The organism is Nocardia cyriacigeorgica (assembly GCF_029868385.1).
GTDB classification, from domain to species: Bacteria; Actinomycetota; Actinomycetes; order Mycobacteriales; family Mycobacteriaceae; genus Nocardia; species Nocardia cyriacigeorgica_F.
On sequence record NZ_JARWNX010000046.1, the window covers coordinates 78,333 to 99,178 of the forward strand.

Consider the following 20,846-nt stretch of genomic DNA (forward strand, 5'->3'; position numbering starts at 1 on the left):
GGAACATGTTGGACAATGAGTATCGCGTCGATCCGCTGTTCGAACTGCGATCGGGCGCGAGCTGGCGCGAGCCCTGGTCGATGTATGCCGCACTGCGCGAGCACGATCCGGTGCACCACGTGGTCCCCGCGCAGCGACCCGACCACGACTACTGGGTGCTGACCAGGCATGAGCACGTCTACGCGGCCGCCCGCGACAGCGCCACCTTCTCCTCCGGTGACGGTCTGACCGTCGAATACGGTGAACTCGAGCAGATCGGGTTGACCGCCAATCCGCCACTGGTCATGCAGGATCCACCCGAGCACACCGAATTCCGCAAACTCGTCGCGCGCGGTTTCACCCCGCGTCAGGTCGAGGACGTGGAGCCGGTCGTGCGGCGTTTCGTGCGCCAACGGCTGGACCGGCTGGCCGAACAAGGTGGCGGCGATATCGTCAAAGACCTGTTCAAGCCGCTGCCGAGCATGGTGGTGGCCTACTACCTCGGGGTGCCGGAGGCCGACCGGGATCGTTTCGACGGCTGGACCGACGCGGTGGTCGCGGCCAGTACCGAACGCACCGCCGACGCACAGCAGGCGTCGATGGAGATGCTCGGCTACTTCGCCGAGCTGATCAAACGCAGGCGCACCGATCCCGGCGACGATACGGTCTCGCTGCTGGTGCAGGCCGGTATGGCCGCCGACGACACCGATGTGAACGGTCTGGTCCAGATTCTGGCCTACACCTGGACCATGGTCGCCGGCGGTAACGACACCACCACCGGCCTACTCGGTGGTGCCGTGCAGCTGTTGCAGCAGCATCCCGAACAGCGCGCGGCGCTCGCGGCCGACCCGGATCGGATCAAACTCGCCGTCGAGGAGTTCGCCCGGTTGACCTCGCCGGTACAGGGGCTGGCCCGCACCGCGACCCGTGACGTCGAACTCGCGGGTGTCACCGTGCCCGCCGGTCGTAAGGTGCTGCTGGTGTACGGGTCGGCGAATCGGGATGAGCGGGCGTTCGGCGCCGATGCGGCCGAACTGGATATCGACCGCAATCCGCAGCGCATCATGACCTTCGGGCACGGGCCGCACCACTGTCTCGGCGCCGCCGCAGCACGGATGCAGGCGCGGGTGGCCCTGGAAGAGTTATTGGATCGGTTCCCCGCGTATCGGGTCGACGTCGACGCGGTGGAGTATGCGACCGGGCCTTATGTGCGTCGGCCGACGACGGTCCCATTCGCCTGTGTGGCATGAGTAGCGTGACTCTTACCGGCGGCGCCCGGTGGAGTGTGCGAGCCCGAGCGGGCCGGGAAGGGAATTGGCGTGAGTAGTGACTGGCTGGCCGGTGGGCGGGCCGAGTTGGCGGCGGAACGGATCCTGGACGCCGTGCGCACCCTGTTCCTGGACAAGGGTGTCACCACGGTCGGCATGGCGGAGGTAGCCGAGGTGGCCGGCTGCTCCCGTGCGACGCTGTACCGCTATTTCGACAGCAGGCAATCGCTGTATGTGGCGTTCGCGGGCCGCGAGGCGCGCCTGCTGATCGAGCGGGTGTGGCGCGAACATCGGCTGGACGGTTCCGATCCCGAAGGCCAACTGCTCGATGTGCTCACCGCGATGCTCGCCGAAGTGCGCAAGACCCCGCATCTTGCGGTGTGGTTCGAACCGGCCAATGCCGGGATCGTCGCCCAGCTGTCACAGTCTCCGGGCGTCATCGACACCCTGACCACCGGATTCGTACACAACTTCCGCACCGACCTCACCCCCGAAGCCGCCGTTCGCCTCGGCCAGTGGGCAGTCCGCACCATGGTGTCCCTACTGACCCTGCCCGCCATCACCGAAGACGAAGAGCGCGCCCTGCTCCGCAACTTCCTGCTGCCATTCCTGCTCGACGATCGCCTCGAGATCACCTGAGCGGCCGGTAGAAAGAAGGAAACCCTGACCAGCTGTGCTGATCAGGGTTTCCATCGTGTCTCAACCACACGAGTCGGGGTGGCGGGATTTGAACCCACGACCTCTTCGTCCCGAACGAAGCGCGCTACCAAGCTGCGCCACACCCCGTGAAGCGGACCTGAGGTAGCTTACAACAGGTCGGGTCCGGACGTTAAACCGGCAGGTCAATCAGTCTTTCAGGGGGCGGATGCTGCTGAGGATGCGCTGGGCGGTCGCGGTGTCGACGGCGTCGGGGACGCCGGTGTCGGCGGCGAGGACGAGCACGATGCTTCCGGTGCGGCCAGGGATGGCGTAGGTGTAGACGGAGAATTCGGTCGCGCAGCCGGGGCGGCCGGTGTCCAGCTTGCCCGTCGTTTCGACCAGCATGCCCTGTTGCGAGCCGTCGACCGAGGCGAGCGGGCGGGCGGCGCCGGAGCTGACGTCACGACTGCCCGAGTAGGCAACGGTAGCGGCTTTGGCACCGAGTTCGGTGGCCGCGGTGGCGGGGTCGGTAATGTCGGAGCCGGTGATGAAGGCGACGGTGCGGGTGGAGCCCGGGCAGTAGTCTTCGCCGTCGGTGGCGAGGCCGCTGCCGACGACGCCGTCCGGTGGTTCTCCGAAGCCGCCGACATTGCCTTCGGGCGCTACCCGCCACCCGGCGGGCACGTCGTAGACGGCGCTGCGGTTGGGTACGGCGACCGGCTGGAATCCGGGGACGATCGGGCCGACGCGGGCGGCGGGCGGGGCATCGCTGGGGCGTGGCCCAGCGGTGGCGCCGACCGAGGTTCGCGGCGACTTCGATGCGGATTCGTCGGTCGTCAACGCACTGACCATCGAGGGCGTCGACCCGCTCGCCGTGGATTCCGCGGACCCACCGGTGGTCACCGCGACGATCCCGACTCCGACCGCAATCACAGCCATCGCCGCCGCACCGTATGCGACGTACTTCCCACGAGCACCTGATTGTCGAGTGGGCGCGCCCCAGCCGGGCGTCCCGATGGGCTGGCCGCCCCGGTACGGCTCGATCGGCGGCACCTCCCCGTATCGATCGAACCCTCGGGGTGCGCTCGGCGCGCTCGGATCCGTCCAGGTCTTCGGCCCGGCCACAACCTCGGGATTCGCCCGATGCTGCCCGCCAGCCACCCCCGACCCGGTGTACATCGGTGCCACACCGGGCTGCTCCGCTGTCGTGCTGGATACGGGATTCGCGAATCCTGCCCCCGATCCCCACGGCATCCCCTGCACCGGGACCGCTCCGGGCGGAACCGGCTGCCCCCGCCACGCGCGCTCCCCGGCCTGCGTCACCGCCGCTTCAGGCGGGCTCGGCTGCCATGGCCCAAGTACGAAGCCCTCTGGCCCGCCAGGTATCCGCTGCCCGGTTTGTGTCGGCGCTGCCTCGGGCGCGATGGGCTGCCCTTGCGTCGGTCCGGATGGGGGTGTGGCGGGTCCGCCGGTCGGCGCCCACGGCCCACGTTGAGTAGATGCTGCTTCGGGACCGGAACCCGGCTGAGGTCCAGACGCGGGACCCGCGAGTCCGGAGTCATCCGGTGCCCACTGCCCGGCCTGCGTCGGAGCTGCTTCCGGCCCGACGGGTTGCCATGGCGCTGGTCCAGGTAGGGGACCGACCTGCCCCCGCTGCGTGCCCGGTCCACCCCCGTTGCTGGGGTCGAAAGTATTCACGGTCGTCCTCTTGCCCGACAAAGTCTCGGCAAGCGACCCTAGCGGGCGACGGTCTCCGAGGTGGAAACGCCCTGTGCGGTATCGGAGTTCGGGCGCTTCGGGGGTGCGGCGACCAGGGTGAGCAGGGTGGCTTCCGGGCGGCAGCAGAACCGGTACGGAGCCCATGGTGAGGTGCCGAGTCCCGCGGAGACGTGCAGGCGGGTGTGCTCGCCCCACTTCGACGGGCCCTTGACCCGCGACCGGTCGATCGCGCAGTTGGTGACCAGCGCGCCGTAACCGGGTAGGCAGAGCTGCCCGCCGTGGGTGTGCCCGGCCAGCACCAGGTCGTAGCCGTCCTCGGCGAAGCGGTCGAGTACGCGCGGCTCGGGGGAATGGGTGAGACCGATCCGCAGGTCGGCGAGCGGATTCGGTGCGCCGGCAATGGTGTCGTAGCGATCGCGTTGCAGATGCGGATCGTCGACGCCGGCGGTGGCGATGCGGATGCCCGCCACCTCGAGGTCGCGGCGGACATGGGTCAGATCCAGCCAGCCGCGTTCGGTGAACGCCGCACGCAGGTCTTTCCACGGCAGTGGCGCGCCGTGTACGCGGCGGTGATCGGTCTTGAAGTATTTCAGCGGGTTCTTCGGCACCGGCGCGAAGTAGTCGTTGCTGCCGAAGATGAAAAGTCCTGGGCGCGAGAGCAATCCGCTGAGCGCCTGGACCACCGCCGGCACCGACTTCTGATGCGAGAGGTTGTCACCGGTGTTGACGACCAGATCGGGTTCGAGCCGATCCAGCTCGCGTAGCCACTGCTGTTTGAGCTTCTGGCCTGGCATCATGTGCAGATCGCTGATGTGCAGCACCCGCAGCGTCGCCGAACCCGGCCGCAGCACGGGCATCGTCGCCTCACGCAGCACGAACGCATTGCGTTCGATGAGGGAGGCATAGCCGACTCCGGCCACCGCGGCTCCGGCGGCGCCGAGCGCGGTTCGGCGGACAGCGGAGGTCGAGATCACGGGCATTTGCCCAGCATAGGTGACGGTGCTCGCGAACGCGGCGTGTGTTCAGGCACAGGTTCATCGACCGGCCGGGCAAATGTGGTGGGCCGGTTCCGGCGCAGCGGCTACCGTGTGGCACATGTCGGAACTGAAATCGCAGCTGCGCGCGGATATGACCGCCGCTATGAAAGCCAAGGACACGCTGCGTCTGGCCACGTTGCGGATGCTGCTCGCCGCCATCCAGTCCGCCGAGGTCGCGGGCCCCGAGGCACGTGAGCTCTCCGATGCCGAGGTCGTCGCCGTGCTGTCGAAGGAATCGAAGAAGCGCAACGAGGCCGCCGAGGTGTACACCCAGGCCGGTCGCGGTGAGCTGGCGGCCAATGAGCACGCCGAGGCCAGGATCATCGACGAGTATCTGCCCACCCAGCTCACCGAGGCCGAGGTCGCCGACCTCGCCGATACCGCGATCGCCCAGGTCGCCGAGCAGATCGGGGAGCGGCCGGGTATGCGCCAGATGGGGCAGGTCATGAAGATCGCCACCGCGCTGGCCGAGGGCAAGGCCGATGGCGCGCGGATCTCGGCCGCCGTCAAGGCGCGGCTGTAACCGTTCGACGACCAGTACAACGAAACGCCGACCCGGTCAGACCGGGTCGGCGTTGTCGTCATCGGGGGAAGGGCAGCGGGATCGGGATGGGGATCGGTGGCAGTCGCGGCGGTGGCGGCAGCCCCGGTACGCCCGGCGGTGGTCCCTGCGGTCCCGGTGGCGGCGGGGTGCGCACCGTGCCGTCACTGACGTAGATCGTCACCAGTGACCCTGGAATGGCCGACCCGTTGGGTGAGGACCCGGTGACGGTGCCCTTCGGCGCCGATCCGGACGACTCCTGCGGGGTGACCTTGAAACCGGCCGCGATGAGCGCGGCCGTCGCCTCACCCTGTTTCATACCGACCACATCCGGCACCTGGGCGTTGTTGGCGCCGCGGACGTACTTGTCGTCGAGCGGCGGCAGTACGGGCGGCGGGAACTGCCCGACCACGGGTTTGATCGCGTTGAACCAGGTTCTCGCGGGTTCGTTACCACCGAAGAGGCCGTTCGCATCGCTGGCTCCGCAGTTGCGCAGCGGGAAGGAGCAGATCTCGCCGGGGGTCGGGCTGTCGCCGTAGACGTAGACCGCCGAGGCCAGCGAGTTGGTGAAACCGACGAATGCCGAGGAGCGGTGGCTTTCGGTGGTTCCGGTCTTACCGGCCATCGGCAGTGTCCAGCCGGCGTTGGCGGCAGCACCGAACGCGGTACCACCGGCCTGGTCGTCCTTGCTCATGGCGTTGGCGAGGGTGTTGGCCAGGCCGGGCTCGACGACCTGCTCGCAGGCCTGCTGGGTCAGCGGCACCTGCCGACCGCTGCGGTCGATCACTTCCTTGATCGGCGAGGGCGGGCACCATTTGCCGCCCGAGGCCAGCGTGGCGGCCACATTGGACAGCTCCAACGGGTTGATCGGCACCGGTCCGAGGGTGAACGAACCCAGGTTCTGGCCCTTGATCATGTCGGCGAGGCTCTGGTTGCCGTGCCCCGAGGTGCCGGGCTCGGTGTAGGAACGCATACCGAGGCGCACGGCCATATCGACGGTCGGCGTGACGCCGACCGCCTGGATGAGCTTGACGAACGCGGTGTTCGGCGAGGTCGCCAGCGCTTCGGTCACCGACATCGGCGATTTGTAGCGGCCCGCGTTCTCGACGCAGTAGGTGGCGGGCGGGCAGCCGGGCGCACCACCGTTACCCATGCCCTGGGCGTTGAACCGGCCCGGCACGTCGAGCTGGGCATTGATGCCCATGCCCTTCTCCATCGCGGCGGCCGTGGTGAACAGTTTGAACACCGAGCCCGCGCCGTCGCCGACCATCGAGTACGGCTGCGCCAGCAGCGTCTCGTGCGCCTCGCGGTTGAGGCCGTAGGTGCGGCTACTGGCCATGGCGAGTACCGGATGGGAATCCTGACCGGGGCCGACCACCGACATCACCTCGGCGATGTTCTCCAGATCCGGCGGCGCGGCCTCGGAGACGGCGCGTTTGACCGAATCCTGCACGGCCGGGTCGAGGGTGGTGCGGATCAGGTAGCCGCCCTTGTCGATCTGCTCCCGGCTGATCCCGGCGTTGGCCAGGTATTGCAGCGCGTAATCGCAGAAGAAGCCGCGGTCGTTGGCCGCGATGCAGCCGCGCGGCAGGCCCTTGGGTTCGGGCAGCACGCCCAGCGGCTCGGTCTTGGCCTTGCGGAATTCGTCGGCGCGGCTGGGGATGTTCTGGATCATGGTGTCCAGCACGGTGTTACGGCGGGCCAGCACGCCCTCGGTGTTGGTGTAGGGGTTGAGCTTCGAGCTGCTCTGCACCATGCCCGCGAGCATCGCCGACTGCGCGACGTTCAGCTCGGCGGCGTCGATACCGAAGTAGGTCTGCGCAGCATCCTGGATGCCGTAGGAGGAGTTACCGAACGGGACGAGGTTCAGATACCGGGTGAGGATCTCGTCCTTGGTCAGTTCCTTGTCCAGTGTCAGCGCCATCCGGATCTCGCGGATCTTGCGGGCAGGGGTGGTCTCGATGGCGGCGCGGCGCTCGGCGTCGGTCTTGGCGACGACCAGCAGTTGGAAGTTCTTCACATACTGCTGGTCCAGCGTCGACGCACCCTGCTGCACCTCACCGCTGGTGGTGTTGGTGAGGAACGCGCGGAGCGTGCCCTGCCAGTCGACACCGTCGTGGTCGGCGAAACGGCGGTCTTCGATGGAGACGATCGCCAGCTTCATATCGTTGGAGATCTTCTCGCTCGGCACCTCGAAGCGGCGTTGTTCATAGAGCCAGGCGATCGGATTGCCCGCCGCGTCGACCATTGTCGACACCGCGGGCACCGTGCCCTCGACCAACTCCGCCGAGACGTTGTCGACGGCGTCGGCGGCGCGGTTGGACACGAATCCGAAACCGCCTGCGAGCGGGAACAACAGCCCGGCGACGAGCACGGCGGCCAGCATGCAGCTAACGGCCAGCTTCGCGAGCGTATGTCTGATCGGCACGGGACCAGCCTAAGGGGTGGGCCACCAGCTCTTGCGGGTGTGTTTGGCCCGAATTGCTGGATTGCAGGTCGGGGCCGGTGCGACACCGTATCGAGGTGGTGGCGACGGGGCAGTGGGCATCTCGTTCGATCGAACACCCGATAACGGTCGATTCTGTGGTGTGTCGCGATTGGATCACTGGCGTGTCGCGTGGTCGCGGCACGGACGTACCAAAAAATCACAGCTCGGTCTTGACCTTCCCGCATACCTTTACCTAGATTGAGAACCCAGTGTGATAGAGGTAACACTCAAAGTGGAATGTGGTGCAGTTCGCAGCGGGGTTTGGGTTGCTGCGATGCTGACACGCGATTCTGGAGCGCCGTTCACCGGTGTTCGGACAGCAAAGGGGCACACCAAATGCACATGACAACCCCCATCGCTCGATTGGACGTAGAGCAGGCCGAGGCGAGGATCGCTTGGGTATCCGAGGCTCGATGCAAGGAAGTAGACCCCGATCAGCTGTTCGTACGAGGCGCGGCGCAGCGCAAAGCGGCAACGATTTGCAGGCACTGCCCGGTGTTGATGCAGTGCGGAGCCGACGCACTCGACAACCGGGTCGAGTTCGGCGTGTGGGGCGGAATGACCGAACGGCAGCGGCGCGCGCTGCTCAAACAGCACCCCGAAGTGACGTCATGGGCCGATTTCTTCCAAGCCCAACGCCAACATCAGGTGGCTATGTGACCGGAACGGCCGAATCCGAGGCCGGAGTCCGGGTGAGCTGATCGCCGACCGCGCGGAGCGCTTCGAGATCGGAGACCTCGAAGGGCAGCGCGGTCACCGGCACGATCGGCACCCGAGGGTGGGCCCCGGTGAAGCGCAACAGCAGGTGTCGTTCCCGCTTGGCGGTGGCCACCCGGTGCGCATGGATCCGCAGCACCGCCGCCGTCAGCGGGTTCGATTCGGCCAGCTGATCAGCGGCGGTCAGCGCGTGATCGGCGGAGAGCGCGCTCAGCACCGGATGGGTCCGATTCAGCACCAGCCCGGCCAGCGGCATCTTCTCGGTGGAGAGCCGGTCGACGAAGAACGAGGCCTCACGCAGGGCATCCGGTTCGGGCGCCGCCACCACGAGGAAATGCGTACCCGGTGTGGACAGCATTGCGAAGGTCCGGTTGGCCCGGTCCTGGAAACCGCCGAACAGTGATTCCAGTGATTGCAGGAAAAGCGAAGCGTCCTTGAGCATTTGACCGCCGACGATCGTCGACACGCCGCGCACCGCCAGACTCATCGCGCCGGTGACGAACCGGCCGACACCGCGGCCCGGCGCCATGATCACGCGGATCATCCGGCCGTTGAGGAAATTGCCGAGCCGTTTGGGCGCGTCGAGGAAGTCGAGCGCGTTGCGCGATGGGGGAGTGTCGACCACGATCAGATCCCACTCACCCCGGTTCGCCAACTGGCCGAGCTTCTCCATCGCCATGTACTCCTGCGTCCCACCGAAGGACGATGCGACCGTCTGATAGAAGGGGTTGGCGAAGATCTGCTCGGCCTTGTCCGGGCTGGTGTGCTCGAGCACCATATCGTCGAAGGTGCGGCGCATATTGAGCATCATCGCGTGCAGTTCGCCCTTGACCTCCGGACCGAGTTCCACCCGCTGCGGGGTGTTGTCGAGATCGGCGACACCGAGCGATTGGGCCAGTCGGCGCGCCGGATCAATGGTCAGCACGACCACCTTGCGTCCGGCCTCGGCCGCCCGCAACGCGATGGCCGCCGCGGTGGTCGTCTTTCCGACACCGCCGGACCCGCAGCACACCACCACGCGTGCGGTCGGATCGCCGATGATCGTCGAGATGTCCAGCTGTGGGGCGCCTGCCTGCTGCGGCGTGCTCATCGGACTCCCTGTGCGGTGAGATGTTCGGCCAGCTCGTAGAGCCCGCCGAGATCCATGCCATCGGTGAGCGCGGGCAGCGAGATCCTGGCGATATCGATGGTGGCGAGTTCGCGCGCGCTCTCGTCCTGGGCGCGCAGCGTGGCCGAATGCTCGACGGTCTCGGTGATCAAGCCATGGAAATCGTTGTCCGACAGGTTGATTGCCGCGCTCTCCAGCCCGGCTCGCACCTCGGCGATGTCGATATCGCCTGCCGCCGCGAGATCGCGTTGTTCTGCGGGCAGTTCGTCACGGCTGGCGCGGTTGACGATCACGGTGCCGATGCGCAGGTCGGCTTCGGTCAATTCGGCGATCGCGTCGGCGGTTTCCTGTACCGGAAGCGCTTCGAGCAGCGTCACCAGATGGATCATGGTCTGATCCGAATGCAGCAGCTTCGATACACCCTCGGCCTGTGCGGCGATCGGCCCGCCCTTGGCGACCTCGGCCATGGCCTGGGTGACATCGAGGAAGCTCGCGATCCGTCCGGTGGGCGGCGCGTCCACCACGATCTCGTCGTAGACCGGCTTGCCCGCCTTGTCCACCCGGACGGCGCACTCCTTGATCTTGCCGGTCAGGATCACATCCCGCAGACCGGGCGCGATGGTGGTGACGAACTCGATGGCCCCCATTCGGCGCATGGCCCGGCCCGCGAACCCGAGGTTGTAGAACATGTCCAGGTATTCGAGGAAGGCGTGCTCGATATCGAGCGCGAGCGCCACCACTTCACCGCCACCGTCGGCGGTGGCGATCCTGGTTTCGGTGGGCGGCAGCGGTGGCAGGTCGAACAGCTGGGCGATGGACTGTCTGCTCTCCACCTCGACCAGCAGCACCCGACGTCCCCCCGCGGCCAGCGCCAGCGCCAGCGACGCTGCCACCGTGGATTTTCCGGTCCCGCCCTTACCCGACACATAGTGCAGGCGGGCCTTGGCGGCGCGGTCCGGCCAGCCGGTCGACGGCTCCGGATCGGCCGAAACCGGCGCTGTTGTTGGTGCTCCCACGTTCGCGAGCCTATAACCCGTTCTGAGATCGCGCCCCAAGGATCCCGATACCGAAGGTGTGGTGTATCAGACAGTGACGTTCGCCTCGTATGACCCGTGGCCGGTCCGGCCGCGGTCGGAACGTGGCACGCCGCACCCATTAGGCTCCAGCCATGAGCGATGTGACCCTGTGGGAGTACGCGACCGTTCCGCTGCTCACCCATGCGACCAAGCAGATCCTCGACCAGTGGGGCGCCGACGGCTGGGAACTGGTGACCGTGCTGCCCGGCCCGACCGGTGAGCAGCACGTGGCGTACCTGAAGCGTCCGAAGCAGTAGGGCGGGCCGATATGGCTATCGAATCGCCCGCGGCCGAACCCGCAACCCCCTGGCAACGCAATCTGGCCCGGCTCGGACTGAGCCTGCCCGAGGTCGCGGCGCCGGTCGCCGCCTACCTTCCCGCGGTACGCACCGGCTCGCTGGTCTACACCTCGGGGCAGCTGCCGTTCGTCTCGGGCGCGCTGTCGGTGACCGGCAAGGTCGGCGCCGAGGTGTCGCTGGAGCAGGCCGCCGAGGCCGCCCGGCTGTGTGGGCTCAACGCGCTGGCCGCGGTGCACGATCTGGTCGGGCTCGACGAGGTGGTGCGGATCGTGAAGGTGGTCGGATTCGTCGCGTCGGCGCCCGGTTTCACCGATCAGCCGCTGGTCATCAATGGCGCCTCGGAGTTCCTCGGTGAGGTCTTCGGCGCCGCTGGCACGCATGCGCGCTCGGCGGTCGGGGTGTCGGAGCTGCCGAAGAACGCGCCGGTCGAGGTCGAACTCATCGCCGAGGTGCGGTGATCAGGAGGTAGGTCCATGACGCTGAGCCATCCCGCGTACGGACAGGTGCGGCAGGTCACGCCGACGGCGGCGGTCCTGCTCGCCGACAATCCCGGCCAGATGACCCTGGACGGGACGAACACCTGGATCCTGCGGGCGCCCGGCGGCTCCGGGTACGTCGTGGTCGATCCGGGTCCGAAGAAGCGTGAGCACATCGAGGCCATCGCACGGGCGACCGACGGCGATATCGCGCTCACCCTGATCACGCACCGGCATTCCGATCACACCGACGGTATCGATCGCCTGGTGAAGCTGACCGGAACGCCGGTGCGAGCCACCGACGGCGCGTATCTACGCGGCAGCGACGCGGTGCTGACCGACGGTGAGGTGATCGTCGCCGCCGGACTGCGCATCAGCGTGCTGCACACCCCCGGCCATACCGGGGATTCGGTGAGTTTCGTGCTCGACGATGCCGTGTTGACCGGCGATACCATCCTCGGTCGCGGCACCACGGTGCTCGATTCGACCGACGGGACGCTCGGCGATTACCTGCGATCGCTGGATCGGTTGGTCGATGCGGGTGCCGGTAAGGCGCTGCTGCCCGCGCACGGCCCCGATCATCCCGATCTCGAACCCGTCGCGCGCTACTACATCGCGCATCGTCACGAGCGCCTGGAACAGGTGCGCGCGGCGTTGGTCGAACTCGGACCCGATGCCGGGCCGATGGCGGTGGTCCGCAAGGTGTACGCGGATGTGGACAAGAAGCTGTGGCTGGCGGCACGCAGTTCGGTGCAGGCTCAGCTGGAGTATCTGCGGTCGCAGTCCTGACCGGTCGCATGTTCGAGGCCCGGTCCGCAATAGGCGGCCGGGCCTCGAACGATTATGCGGATGTGCGTGCGATCAGCGCGCGCGACGGGCCAGACGCTCGGAATCCGAGATCAGCACGCTCTTACCCTCGAGCCGCAGCCAGCCACGATGCGCGAAGTCGGCGAGCGCCTTGTTCACGGTCTCGCGGGAGGCGCCGACCAGCTGGGCGATCTCTTCCTGGGTGAGATCGTGCGTGACGCGCAGCGCACCGGCCTCCTGGGTGCCGAACCGCTGGGCGAGCTGCAACAGTGCCTTGGCGACTCGACCGGGGACGTCGGTGAAGATGAGGTCGGCGAGGTTGTTGTTGGTGCGGCGCAGGCGGCGGGCCAGCACGCGCAGCAACTGCTCGGCGATCTCGGGGCGCTGGTCGATCCAGGACTTGAGCGCCTCACGGTCCATGGTGACCGCGCGGACCTCGGTGACCGTGGTCGCGGTCGAGGTACGCGGACCGGGGTCGAAGATCGACAGCTCGCCGAACATGTCCGACGGGCCCATGATGGTCAGCAGGTTCTCCCGGCCGTCCGGGGAACGGCGACCGATCTTCACCTTGCCGGACGTGATGATGTACAGCCGATCGCCGGGCTCGCCCTCGTTGAAGATGACATGGCCGCGCGGGAAATCCACGGGCTGTAGTTGTTTGGCGAGTGCCGCCACCGCGGTGGGCTCCACGCCTTGGAAGATGCCTGCTCTGGCGAGGGCCTCGTCCACGAATGTGCTCCTTATGGGAATTGGCTGTAGTCCTGGACCGAAGTGGGTCGGCCGACAGTGCAGTCTACGCGGCATTCATGGCGCGTAGTGACAGACACCACGTAATGACCGGATTACGTGGTGTGAACGTCGTATCGTTCGGGCTCAGCTGGCCCGGGCGATGTCCAGCTCTTCCGTGCGGGAGCGGCGCCTGCGCATGCGGGCCACCGCCGCGGGCAGACCGAGCCTTGTCAGCTCTTTCACCTCGGCGTTGCTTGCCTTGTCCAAGTACAGCTGAACTTCTTCGTCGGGTTCGAGAAGTTTGCGGAGCCGGTTCTCGACCCGCTCCATACCCAGGGCGAACAGCATCAAAGCCACTGGGAAGAGCACCACAGCGAGTCCTTGCATGCCGAGCAGTAAACACTGTCCAGGTCTCAGATGGAACACGGCACCAGATCTCGGAAGGCAACGATGTCGGTGCGTTCCGTATGGTGGACGGGTGCCTGCCTCCCCCTCTACCGCCGCCGGGATCGGGCCTTCGGCCACCGCGGCGGCGGCTGGTCCTGCGGCAGCGGCCGCAGGCGCGTCGAGACCGAAAACCCGCGCTCGACCGGCGGAAACCCGGCTCGGTCTCGTGCGCCGTGCCCGCCGGATGAACCGGAAACTGGCACTTGCATTTCCGGACGCGCATTGCGAATTGGATTTCACCACTCCGCTGGAATTGGCGGTCGCGACAATACTTTCCGCGCAGTGCACCGATGTGCGCGTGAATCTCACCACGCCCGCGCTTTTTGCCAAGTACCCTGACGCCCGCGCATATGCCGAGGCCAATCGCGCCGAGCTGGAGGAGTACATCCGCCCCACCGGCTTCTATCGGAACAAAACGAACTCGCTCATCGGGCTCGGACAGGCCCTCCTGGAAAATTTCGATGGTGAGTTGCCTCACACCATGGAGGAACTGGTCCGGTTACCCGGCATCGGGCGCAAGACTGCCAACGTCATCCTCGGCAACGCGTTCGGGGTGCCGGGTATCACCGTCGACACCCACTTCGGCAGGCTGGTGCGCCGCTGGGGATGGACGACCGAAGAGGATCCGGTCAAGGTCGAACACGCCGTCGGCGAGCTGATCGAGCGCAAGGAGTGGACACTGCTGTCCCATCGGGTGATCTTCCACGGTCGCCGGGTCTGCCATGCGCGCAAACCGGCCTGCGGGGTATGCCTGCTGGCCAAGGACTGCCCCTCGTTCGGGATCGGGCCGACCGATCCGGACGTCGCCGCCGAGCTGGTGAAGGGGCCGGAAGCGGAGCATCTGCTCGAGCTGGTGGGCCGGTGAGCCGAGTTCCCGTCGTCTGGCGCTGGATGCTGTCGGCGCTGATCGTGGTGATCGCGCTGGCCGTGGCCCTGTGGCCGCGCGGCACCGACGACGCCGACCGCGTGGCCGACCACGCCACCTCGGCAGCACGGGTCGATCCGCAGTCGCGCGCCGCCGCCGGTCTCGCGCCGTGCCCGCATCCCGCCGACGGCTCGGTGGGTTCGGGCCCGCTGGCCGGACTGTCGCTGACCTGTGTGGCCGACGGACAGCCCGTCGACCTCGCCGCCGCTCTCGCGGGTAAGCCCGCGGTCCTGAATCTGTGGGCCTACTGGTGCGAGCCGTGCCGGACCGAGCTGCCGATCCTCCAGGAGTACGCGAACAGCGTAGGTCCGGCGGTGACGGTGCTGACGGTGCACAGCGATCCCGACGAGAACAAGGCGCTGGCCATGCTCGCCGCATTGAACGATGAGCAGCGCACCGCGGGTCGACCACCGTTGACCATGCCTGCCGTCGAGGATCCGGGCGCCGCGGTACGCGCGGCCGCCGGTGCGCCGACCGCGCTGCCGATCACCGTGCTGGTGCGCCCGGACGGTTCGATCGCCGAATACCTCGCCCGTCCGTTCCACGATGTCGCCGACATCGCCGACACCGTCTCCGGGGCGCTTGGAGTCTCACCATGACCGATATTCCGCCCTGGCTGGCCGGTGTCACCCAGTCGCAGACCGACTTCTCCGACACCCTGGCCAAGGCCCGCGCCCTGCGCCGGGTCATGACCTTCACCTCCGAGCCCCGCCAGGCGGCGGTGCTCGTGCTGTTCGGCGGTTCACCGGAGCCGGACCCGAACGCACCGGGCGGACTACCCGCCGACGCCGAGGTGCTGCTGACCCAGCGCGCCTCGACCATGCGCCAGCATCGCGGGCAGATCGCCTTCCCCGGCGGTGCGGTCGATCCCGGTGACACCGGCCCGGTCGATACCGCGTTGCGGGAGGCGTGGGAGGAAACCGGCCTGGATCGTGACGGTGTACAGCCGGTCGCGGTGCTACCGAAATTGTTCGTTCCGCCGTCGCGCTTCGATGTGGCGCCGGTGGTGGCGTATTGGCGCACGCCGAGCGAGGTGCGCGTGGTCGATCAGAGTGAAACCGAACGGGTGGTGCGCGTGTCGTTGTCCGATCTGCTCGATCCGGCGAACCGGTTCCTGGTGCGGGGCAGCCTCGGCTACCAGAGTCCCGCCTTCCAGGTGGACGGGATGCTGGTGTGGGGTCTGACCGGCGGGATCCTCGCCGGGCTGATCACCACGCTCGGCTGGGAGCGCGAATGGGATCGCGCCGATGTGCGTGATCTGGAGACCTCCCTCGCCGCGGTGGGGATGACCCTGTGAGCGCATCGACCTGGCTCGATATCGCGGTGGTCGTCCTCGCGCTGCTTGCCGCCTCCTCGGGCTGGCGCCAGGGCGCGGTCGCCTCGGCGTTGGCGTTCCTCGGCGTGGTGCTCGGCGCGGTCGCCGGCATCCTGATCGCGCCGCACATCCTGATCCATATCGGTGAGGGTCGCAGCCGGGTGCTCGCCGGTGTGCTGCTGATCGTGGTGCTGGTGATCGTCGGCGAGGTCGCGGGCATGGTGCTCGGGCGCGCGGCCCGCGGCGGTATGCGCCATCCCTTCACCCGCAGCGTCGACAGCGTCGTCGGTGCGGCGCTACAGGCGGTGGCGGTGCTGGTGATCGCCTGGCTGCTCGCCCTGCCGTTGGCGACCTCCTCGCAGCCGTCCATCGCGACGGCGATCAATGGCTCCCGGGTGCTGGCCGATGTCAACGACGTCGCGCCGAACTGGTTGCGCAAGCTGCCCAACGAGTTCTCCAAACTGCTGAACACCTCGGGCCTGCCCGATGTGATCGGGCCGTTCGGCCGCGCGCCGATCGCAGCCGTCGAGCCGCCGGACCCGAGTGTGCTCGCCAGCCCGGTCGCCGCCGATCTTCAGCAGAGCGTGCTGCGCATTCGCGGAGTCGCGCCGAGTTGTCAGCGGGCGCTGGAAGGTTCGGGCTTCGTTATCGCCCAAGAGCGGGTGATGACCAACGCGCATGTCGTCGCGGGCACCACCAGCGTCACCGTCGACACCGCCACCGGTCCGCTGGAAGCCGATGTGGTGCTGTTCGATCCGTCCACCGACGTCGCGGTGCTCTCGGTACCCGGGCTCACCGCCCCGGTGATCCCGCCGGCCGCGTCCCCCGCCCGTTCGGGCGACAGCGCGATCGTGCTCGGCTATCCGGGCGGTGGGCGCTACACCGCCAGCGCGGCCCGAGTCAGGGAGACACTCGATCTGACCGGCCCGACGATCTACCGCGACGGCACCATCGAACGCGAGGTCTACACCGTGCGCGGACAGGTGCGCGCCGGCAATTCCGGTGGGCCACTGGTGGATGCCGAAGGCAATGTGCTCGGCGTGGTGTTCGGCGCCGCCGTCACCGATGACGACACCGGCTATGTGCTCACCTTGCATGAGGTCGAGCGTCAGCTCGCCGCGGCGGTCGGGTCGACGGCACCGGTCGCGACGGGGCCGTGTGTGCTGAGCTGATCGGTGCGCCGCGGTCAGGCCAGCAGTTTCGCCAGTTCGGTGGTGACCGCGTCCGGGTTCTCCTGATGCGCGAAGTGTCCGGCATCGGGAATCGTCACCACGCTGCGCCGCGGGGAGAGCCGGTGTCCGCGATGCAGGGTCGCGGCCAGCACATATCGGTCCTGCTCACCGTGCAGTGACAGCACCGGGATCTCGATCGGCTTGCGCATGATCGCCATGAACCGGCGACCATCCGGCCGCCACTGGCTGCGGAAAGCCCAGCGCTGATATTCCAGGGCGCAATGGGCGGCACCGGCGATCTGGATGGCCGAGCGCATCCGGCGCGCGGTATCGGCGAATTCGGCGTCCTCGGTGAAACCGGCGCGCGTCCGCTCTCGCAGCAGCCGCTCGACCTCGGCCCCGTCACCGCGGGTCAGCAGATGCTCCGGGTATCGGGGCAGCTGATAGCGCAGGAAGTTCGGTAGCCAGGTCGTGCGCTGGGCGCGGTCGCGCAGGACCGCGCTCTTGAGCGCGGCGGGATGCGGTGAGCCGATCACCGCGATGGCACGGACCAGCCGCGGATGCAGTACCGCCGTCGCCCAGCACACCAGGCCACCGTCGGCGTGACCGACCAGGGCGGCGTCGGTATGGCCGAGGGCGCGGATGAGTCCGGCGATATCACCGGCCAGGGTCCAGCCGTCGTAGCCGCGTGGTGGTTTATCGCTGTCGCCGTAGCCGCGCAGATCCACCGCGACGGCGCGGTAGCCGAGGTCGGCGAGGCCGGTCAGCTGATGGCGCCAGGACCACCAGAAATCGGCGAACCCGTGCAACAGCAGCACCAGCGGCGCGTCCGTGCGTTCGGCCGCGGCCTCGACGATATGGAAGCGGATGCCGTTGGCGTGAACGTCGCGGTGCGTCCACGGACCGTCATAACGGACGCTGGACGGGTCCGGCAGGAAGTTCGACGCCACGCCGATCGAGCGTAGTAGGCGCGGGCCCGGCGCGCGCGGCCGACCCGCCTCGGATCAGGGTCGAAGGATGTCCGATCGGATCCGAAGCGGGGCCGGTCGCGGCCGGAATGGTTCAGCGGGTGGGCTTGTCCATCGCGATCTTGTCGGCGGTCAACTCGTGCTTACCGTGCGCGCCGAGCCCGCTCGGCAGCACCGTGCGGGTCTGCTTGAGCGAGTCGATGGTCTTCTCCGGCGCCCGCAGCTTCTTGACCTTGCGGTAGCCGAGGAAGGCGAAGGTGACGGTGGCGATGACCATCAGCGCGAACACGATCCAGAACGCCGCCCACCGGTACAGCCAGATATCGAGCGTTTCGGCGACGGCGAAGAAGAAGAAGAAACTGCTGAACAGCAGGATGGTCAGCGCCACGATGAAGAAGACGCTGCCCTGGAGCCCCTTCTTGATCTCACCGGTGACCTCGGCCTTGGCCAGTTCGACTTCGGCGCGCACCAGCGTCGAGACCTGTTCGGTGGCATCGCGCACCAGGGTGCCGAAGCTGGCCGATGCGGTCGGGTCGACCTCGGACAGGGGGATCGCGGTCACGGTGCGTCCGGGATCGTGCGGAGAGCCGTCTCGATGCGCGTCGCGTCCGTTACCGCCCTGTGTGACACTCACTTGGTCGACCCTTCTCCCTGTCCAGGCATCATTGTTCTCGTTCTAGCGCACGCGCGTCACGCCGCGCCTGGTGGACACGCCCACGCCGCAACAGTAGCGCCGATCCGGCCAGCGATGCCGCCATAGAGGTCACTAGGACCGCTGCCTTGGCCAATTCCACGGCGGCTTCGTCATTCAGCGCGAGTTCTGCCACCAGCAGGCTAACCGTGAACCCGATCGCACCGAGCACCGACAGGGCGAACATATCGCGATATCCGAGATGGGCGGGGCGTTCGGCGATACCGATCCGGATGGCGAGCCAGCTCGAGCCCATGATGCCGATGGTCTTGCCGAGCAGCAGCCCGGCGATGATGGCCAGCGGCAGCCGGTCGGTGAACATCTCGCCGAACACGTTGCTGTTCAACGGAACTCCTGAGGCAAACAGTGCGAACAGCGGTACGCACAACCCGGCCGAGATGGGCTGGAACAGATGCTCCCACCTGGTGGCGGGCGCTTCGGATTCCTCGGGGTCCGTGCGGACGCGTGTCAGTAGACCCATGCCGACACCCGCCAGTGTCGGGTGCACCCCCGCTTCGTGCAGGGCGTACCAGGCCACCAGCGCCAGCGGGATGTACACCAGCGGTGTGCGCAGACGCATGTGCTGCGCCAGCCACCATCCGATGAAGCAGGCGATCGCGGTGAGCAGCCACAGCAGCGACAATCCCGCGGTGAACAGCACCGCGATCAGAATGATGGCCAGCAGGTCGTCGACCACCGCCAGACTCAGCAGGAAGACCCGCGCGGTGGCGGGGATTCGCGAACCGGTCATGGCGAGTACGGCGAGAGCGAACGCGATATCGGTGGCGACCGGTATGGCCCAGCCGCGGTCCATACCTGGGACGCCGTAGCCGATCGCGTACGCGATGATCGCGGGGGTGATCACACCGCCGACGGCGGCGATGATCGGTAGCGCGGCCCGTTTGCGGTCGGCGAGTTCACCGACGACGAGTTCGCGTTTGAGTTCGAGGCCAGCCACGAAGAAGAAGACCGCGAGCAGCCCGTCCTTGGTCCAGTCGGCCAGGGTGAGTTCCAGATGCAGCGGTGGGATGGCAAGGACGGTGTCGGTCATCGTCCGATAGGAATCGCCCCACGGCGAGTTCACCCACAGCAACGCCACCGCGGCCGCGATGAGAAGTAGTGAGCCACCCACGGTTTCGGTGCGTAGATAGCGGGACAGCTCCGATCGCGCCGCTGTGATCACGGGAAACCTCTCGACAGGTCGGCCAGGACCGCGCACGCGCCGCACCAACCATTCGGTCCGCTGCCGCACATCCGCGCGCCGACCAGACTTCCCGGCACACCTTACGCAATTCTAACGGTTACGCCCGATGACAACCGAAGCCACCGGGCGTAACCTGCCGATCCTGCCGGAAGAACGCCGGGTCGGTTCAGGCGCGCGAGGCTCGGATCGCCTCGAAGACATGCGGATCGACCAGCGTGGAGGTATCGCCGAGTTCGCGGCCTTCGGCGACGTCGCGCAGCAGCCTGCGCATGATCTTGCCGCTGCGGGTCTTGGGCAGCTCCGGCACCACATGGATCTCGCGCGGCCGGGCGATCGGACTGATCTCCCTCGCCACTTCGGCCTCGAGTTCGTCCACCAGCGCCGCGCCGGTGTCGGTGGCCTCGGCGGTGAGGATGACGAAGGCGACGATGCCCTGTCCGGTGGTCTCGTCATTGGCCCCGACCACCGCGGCCTCGGCCACCCCGGCATGTCCGACCAGGGCGGATTCGACTTCGGCGGTGGAGATGCGGTGCCCGGAGACGTTCATGACGTCGTCGACGCGGCCGAGCACCCACAGATCGCCGTCGGCGTCGAGTTTCGCGCCGTCACCGGCGAAGTACCAGCCCTGCTCGGCGTAGCGATCCCAGTAGGTCGCCTGGTACCGCTCCATATCGCCCCAGATGCCGCGCAACATGGACGGCCACGGCTGATCGAGGACCAGGTAGCCGACGACCGCCGAATCGCCCGCCGGGCGCACGGGGCGGCCTTCCTCGTCGACGACCTGTGCGGAGATGCCGGGCAGTGGGGTCATGGCCGCGCCGGGTTTGGCGGTGGTGACACCCGGTAGCGGGGAGATCATGATGGCGCCGGTTTCGGTTTGCCACCAGGTGTCCACGATGGGTGTGGTGTTCGCGCCGATGACTTCGCGGTACCAGCGCCAGGCTTCGGGGTTGATGGGTTCGCCGACCGAGCCGAGTACGCGCAGTGAGGACAGGTCGTGGGCGTCGGGGATGTCGCGGCCCCATTTCATGAAGGTGCGGATCAAGGTGGGGGCGGTGTAGTAGATGGTGACGCCGTATTTTTCGATGATCTCGAAATGTCGGTGTTCGTCGGGGTGGTTGGGGGTGCCTTCGTAGACGATTTGGGTGGTGCGGTTGGCGAGGGGTCCGTAGACGATGTAGCTGTGTCCGGTGACCCAGCCGATGTCGGCGGTGCACCAGTAGATGTCGGTGTCGGGTTTG

22 protein-coding genes and 1 tRNA gene are annotated in these 20,846 nt (G+C 67.5%); 11 read left to right on the forward strand and 12 right to left on the reverse strand.

The features are described from left to right. The first annotated feature begins 5 nt into the window (after window positions 1–5). The gene (locus QH168_RS13930; protein ID WP_280235053.1) at window positions 6–1,229 is read left to right on the forward strand and encodes a cytochrome P450; all 1,224 of its coding nucleotides are present in this window, start codon (window positions 6–8) and stop codon (window positions 1,227–1,229) included. Window positions 1,230–1,298: 69 nt separating this feature from the next. Next, window positions 1,299–1,886, forward strand: a complete 588-nt coding sequence (locus QH168_RS13935; protein ID WP_280235055.1) for a TetR/AcrR family transcriptional regulator — start codon at window positions 1,299–1,301, stop codon at window positions 1,884–1,886. A gap of 73 nt (window positions 1,887–1,959) precedes the next feature. On the opposite strand, the gene QH168_RS13940 is transcribed toward QH168_RS13935, so the two are convergent. The 3 genes from QH168_RS13940 to QH168_RS13950 form a co-directional block, all read right to left on the reverse strand. Continuing rightward, window positions 1,960–2,033 (reverse strand) — tRNA-Pro (locus tag QH168_RS13940). A gap of 60 nt (window positions 2,034–2,093) precedes the next feature. Continuing rightward, a complete protein-coding gene (locus QH168_RS13945) occupies window positions 2,094–2,825 on the reverse strand; it encodes a hypothetical protein (RefSeq protein WP_280235056.1) in 732 nt (243 codons plus the stop codon). 797 nt (window positions 2,826–3,622) lie between these two features. Continuing rightward, window positions 3,623–4,585 (reverse strand): metallophosphoesterase, encoded by a 963-nt coding sequence (locus QH168_RS13950; RefSeq protein ID WP_280235057.1) that lies wholly within the window; start codon window positions 4,583–4,585, stop codon window positions 3,623–3,625. Window positions 4,586–4,700: 115 nt separating this feature from the next. Here QH168_RS13950 and QH168_RS13955 point away from each other — a divergent pair, with 115 nt between their 5' ends. Next, window positions 4,701–5,165 (forward strand): GatB/YqeY domain-containing protein, encoded by a 465-nt coding sequence (locus QH168_RS13955; protein WP_280235058.1) that lies wholly within the window; start codon window positions 4,701–4,703, stop codon window positions 5,163–5,165. Window positions 5,166–5,223: 58 nt separating this feature from the next. On the opposite strand, the gene QH168_RS13960 is transcribed toward QH168_RS13955, so the two are convergent. Then, complete coding sequence (locus QH168_RS13960) at window positions 5,224–7,569, reverse strand: penicillin-binding protein (RefSeq protein WP_280235074.1); 2,346 nt, start codon at window positions 7,567–7,569, stop codon at window positions 5,224–5,226. 438 nt (window positions 7,570–8,007) lie between these two features. Between QH168_RS13960 and QH168_RS13965 the strand changes: the two genes are divergently transcribed. Next, the gene (locus tag QH168_RS13965; RefSeq protein WP_163827936.1) at window positions 8,008–8,331 is read left to right on the forward strand and encodes a WhiB family transcriptional regulator; all 324 of its coding nucleotides are present in this window, start codon (window positions 8,008–8,010) and stop codon (window positions 8,329–8,331) included. Here the strand turns inward: QH168_RS13965 and QH168_RS13970 are convergent. Then, entirely contained in the window at window positions 8,324–9,478 is a 1,155-nt protein-coding gene (locus QH168_RS13970) for an ArsA family ATPase (RefSeq protein WP_280235059.1), read from the reverse strand. The two genes, QH168_RS13965 and QH168_RS13970, sit on opposite strands and share 8 nt — an antisense overlap. Next, complete coding sequence (locus tag QH168_RS13975; RefSeq protein WP_280235060.1) at window positions 9,475–10,512, reverse strand: ArsA family ATPase; 1,038 nt, start codon at window positions 10,510–10,512, stop codon at window positions 9,475–9,477. Before QH168_RS13975 ends, QH168_RS13970 begins: the two co-directional genes overlap by 4 nt. Before the next feature lie 152 nt (window positions 10,513–10,664). Here QH168_RS13975 and QH168_RS13980 point away from each other — a divergent pair, with 152 nt between their 5' ends. From QH168_RS13980 to QH168_RS13990, 3 genes are read left to right on the forward strand one after another with little or no spacing between them, the layout of a single operon-like run. Further along, the gene (locus tag QH168_RS13980; RefSeq protein WP_014348616.1) at window positions 10,665–10,829 is read left to right on the forward strand and encodes a DUF4177 domain-containing protein; all 165 of its coding nucleotides are present in this window, start codon (window positions 10,665–10,667) and stop codon (window positions 10,827–10,829) included. A gap of 11 nt (window positions 10,830–10,840) precedes the next feature. Continuing rightward, window positions 10,841–11,329 carry a RidA family protein gene (locus QH168_RS13985; RefSeq protein ID WP_280235061.1) on the forward strand — a complete coding sequence of 163 codons (489 nt, stop codon included), beginning with the start codon at window positions 10,841–10,843 and terminating at the stop codon, window positions 11,327–11,329. A gap of 15 nt (window positions 11,330–11,344) precedes the next feature. Further along, window positions 11,345–12,136 carry an MBL fold metallo-hydrolase gene (locus tag QH168_RS13990; protein WP_280235062.1) on the forward strand — a complete coding sequence of 264 codons (792 nt, stop codon included), beginning with the start codon at window positions 11,345–11,347 and terminating at the stop codon, window positions 12,134–12,136. A 72-nt stretch (window positions 12,137–12,208) separates the two neighbouring features. Here QH168_RS13990 and QH168_RS13995 read toward each other — a convergent pair whose 3' ends face one another. Together QH168_RS13995 and QH168_RS14000 are read right to left on the reverse strand one after the other, a co-directional pair. Then, a complete protein-coding gene (locus tag QH168_RS13995; RefSeq protein ID WP_014348619.1) occupies window positions 12,209–12,883 on the reverse strand; it encodes a Crp/Fnr family transcriptional regulator in 675 nt (224 codons plus the stop codon). A 144-nt stretch (window positions 12,884–13,027) separates the two neighbouring features. Beyond that, a complete protein-coding gene (locus QH168_RS14000) occupies window positions 13,028–13,255 on the reverse strand; it encodes a hypothetical protein (RefSeq protein WP_280235063.1) in 228 nt (75 codons plus the stop codon). Between the two features lie 241 nt (window positions 13,256–13,496). Between QH168_RS14000 and nth the strand changes: the two genes are divergently transcribed. From nth to QH168_RS14020, 4 genes are read left to right on the forward strand one after another with little or no spacing between them, the layout of a single operon-like run. Next, complete coding sequence (gene nth / locus QH168_RS14005; protein WP_280235075.1) at window positions 13,497–14,195, forward strand: endonuclease III; 699 nt, start codon at window positions 13,497–13,499, stop codon at window positions 14,193–14,195. A gap of 26 nt (window positions 14,196–14,221) precedes the next feature. Further along, window positions 14,222–14,854, forward strand: coding sequence for a TlpA family protein disulfide reductase (locus QH168_RS14010; protein WP_280235076.1), 633 nt, complete (start codon window positions 14,222–14,224; stop codon window positions 14,852–14,854). Continuing rightward, a complete protein-coding gene (locus QH168_RS14015) occupies window positions 14,851–15,552 on the forward strand; it encodes an NUDIX hydrolase (protein ID WP_280235064.1) in 702 nt (233 codons plus the stop codon). The genes QH168_RS14010 and QH168_RS14015 overlap by 4 nt, the downstream gene beginning before the upstream one ends. Then, a complete protein-coding gene (locus tag QH168_RS14020) occupies window positions 15,549–16,742 on the forward strand; it encodes a MarP family serine protease (RefSeq protein WP_280235065.1) in 1,194 nt (397 codons plus the stop codon). The genes QH168_RS14015 and QH168_RS14020 overlap by 4 nt, the downstream gene beginning before the upstream one ends. A gap of 14 nt (window positions 16,743–16,756) precedes the next feature. Here QH168_RS14020 and QH168_RS14025 read toward each other — a convergent pair whose 3' ends face one another. The 4 genes from QH168_RS14025 to QH168_RS14040 form a co-directional block, all read right to left on the reverse strand. After that, complete coding sequence (locus QH168_RS14025; RefSeq protein ID WP_280235066.1) at window positions 16,757–17,692, reverse strand: alpha/beta fold hydrolase; 936 nt, start codon at window positions 17,690–17,692, stop codon at window positions 16,757–16,759. A gap of 112 nt (window positions 17,693–17,804) precedes the next feature. After that, window positions 17,805–18,344, reverse strand: coding sequence for a phage holin family protein (locus QH168_RS14030; RefSeq protein ID WP_432421094.1), 540 nt, complete (start codon window positions 18,342–18,344; stop codon window positions 17,805–17,807). A 28-nt stretch (window positions 18,345–18,372) separates the two neighbouring features. After that, entirely contained in the window at window positions 18,373–19,584 is a 1,212-nt protein-coding gene (gene nhaA, locus QH168_RS14035; RefSeq protein WP_280235068.1) for a Na+/H+ antiporter NhaA, read from the reverse strand. A 187-nt stretch (window positions 19,585–19,771) separates the two neighbouring features. Continuing rightward, window positions 19,772–20,846: AMP-binding protein (locus tag QH168_RS14040; RefSeq protein WP_280235070.1), on the reverse strand; the 1,075-nt coding region annotated here is incomplete at its 5' end.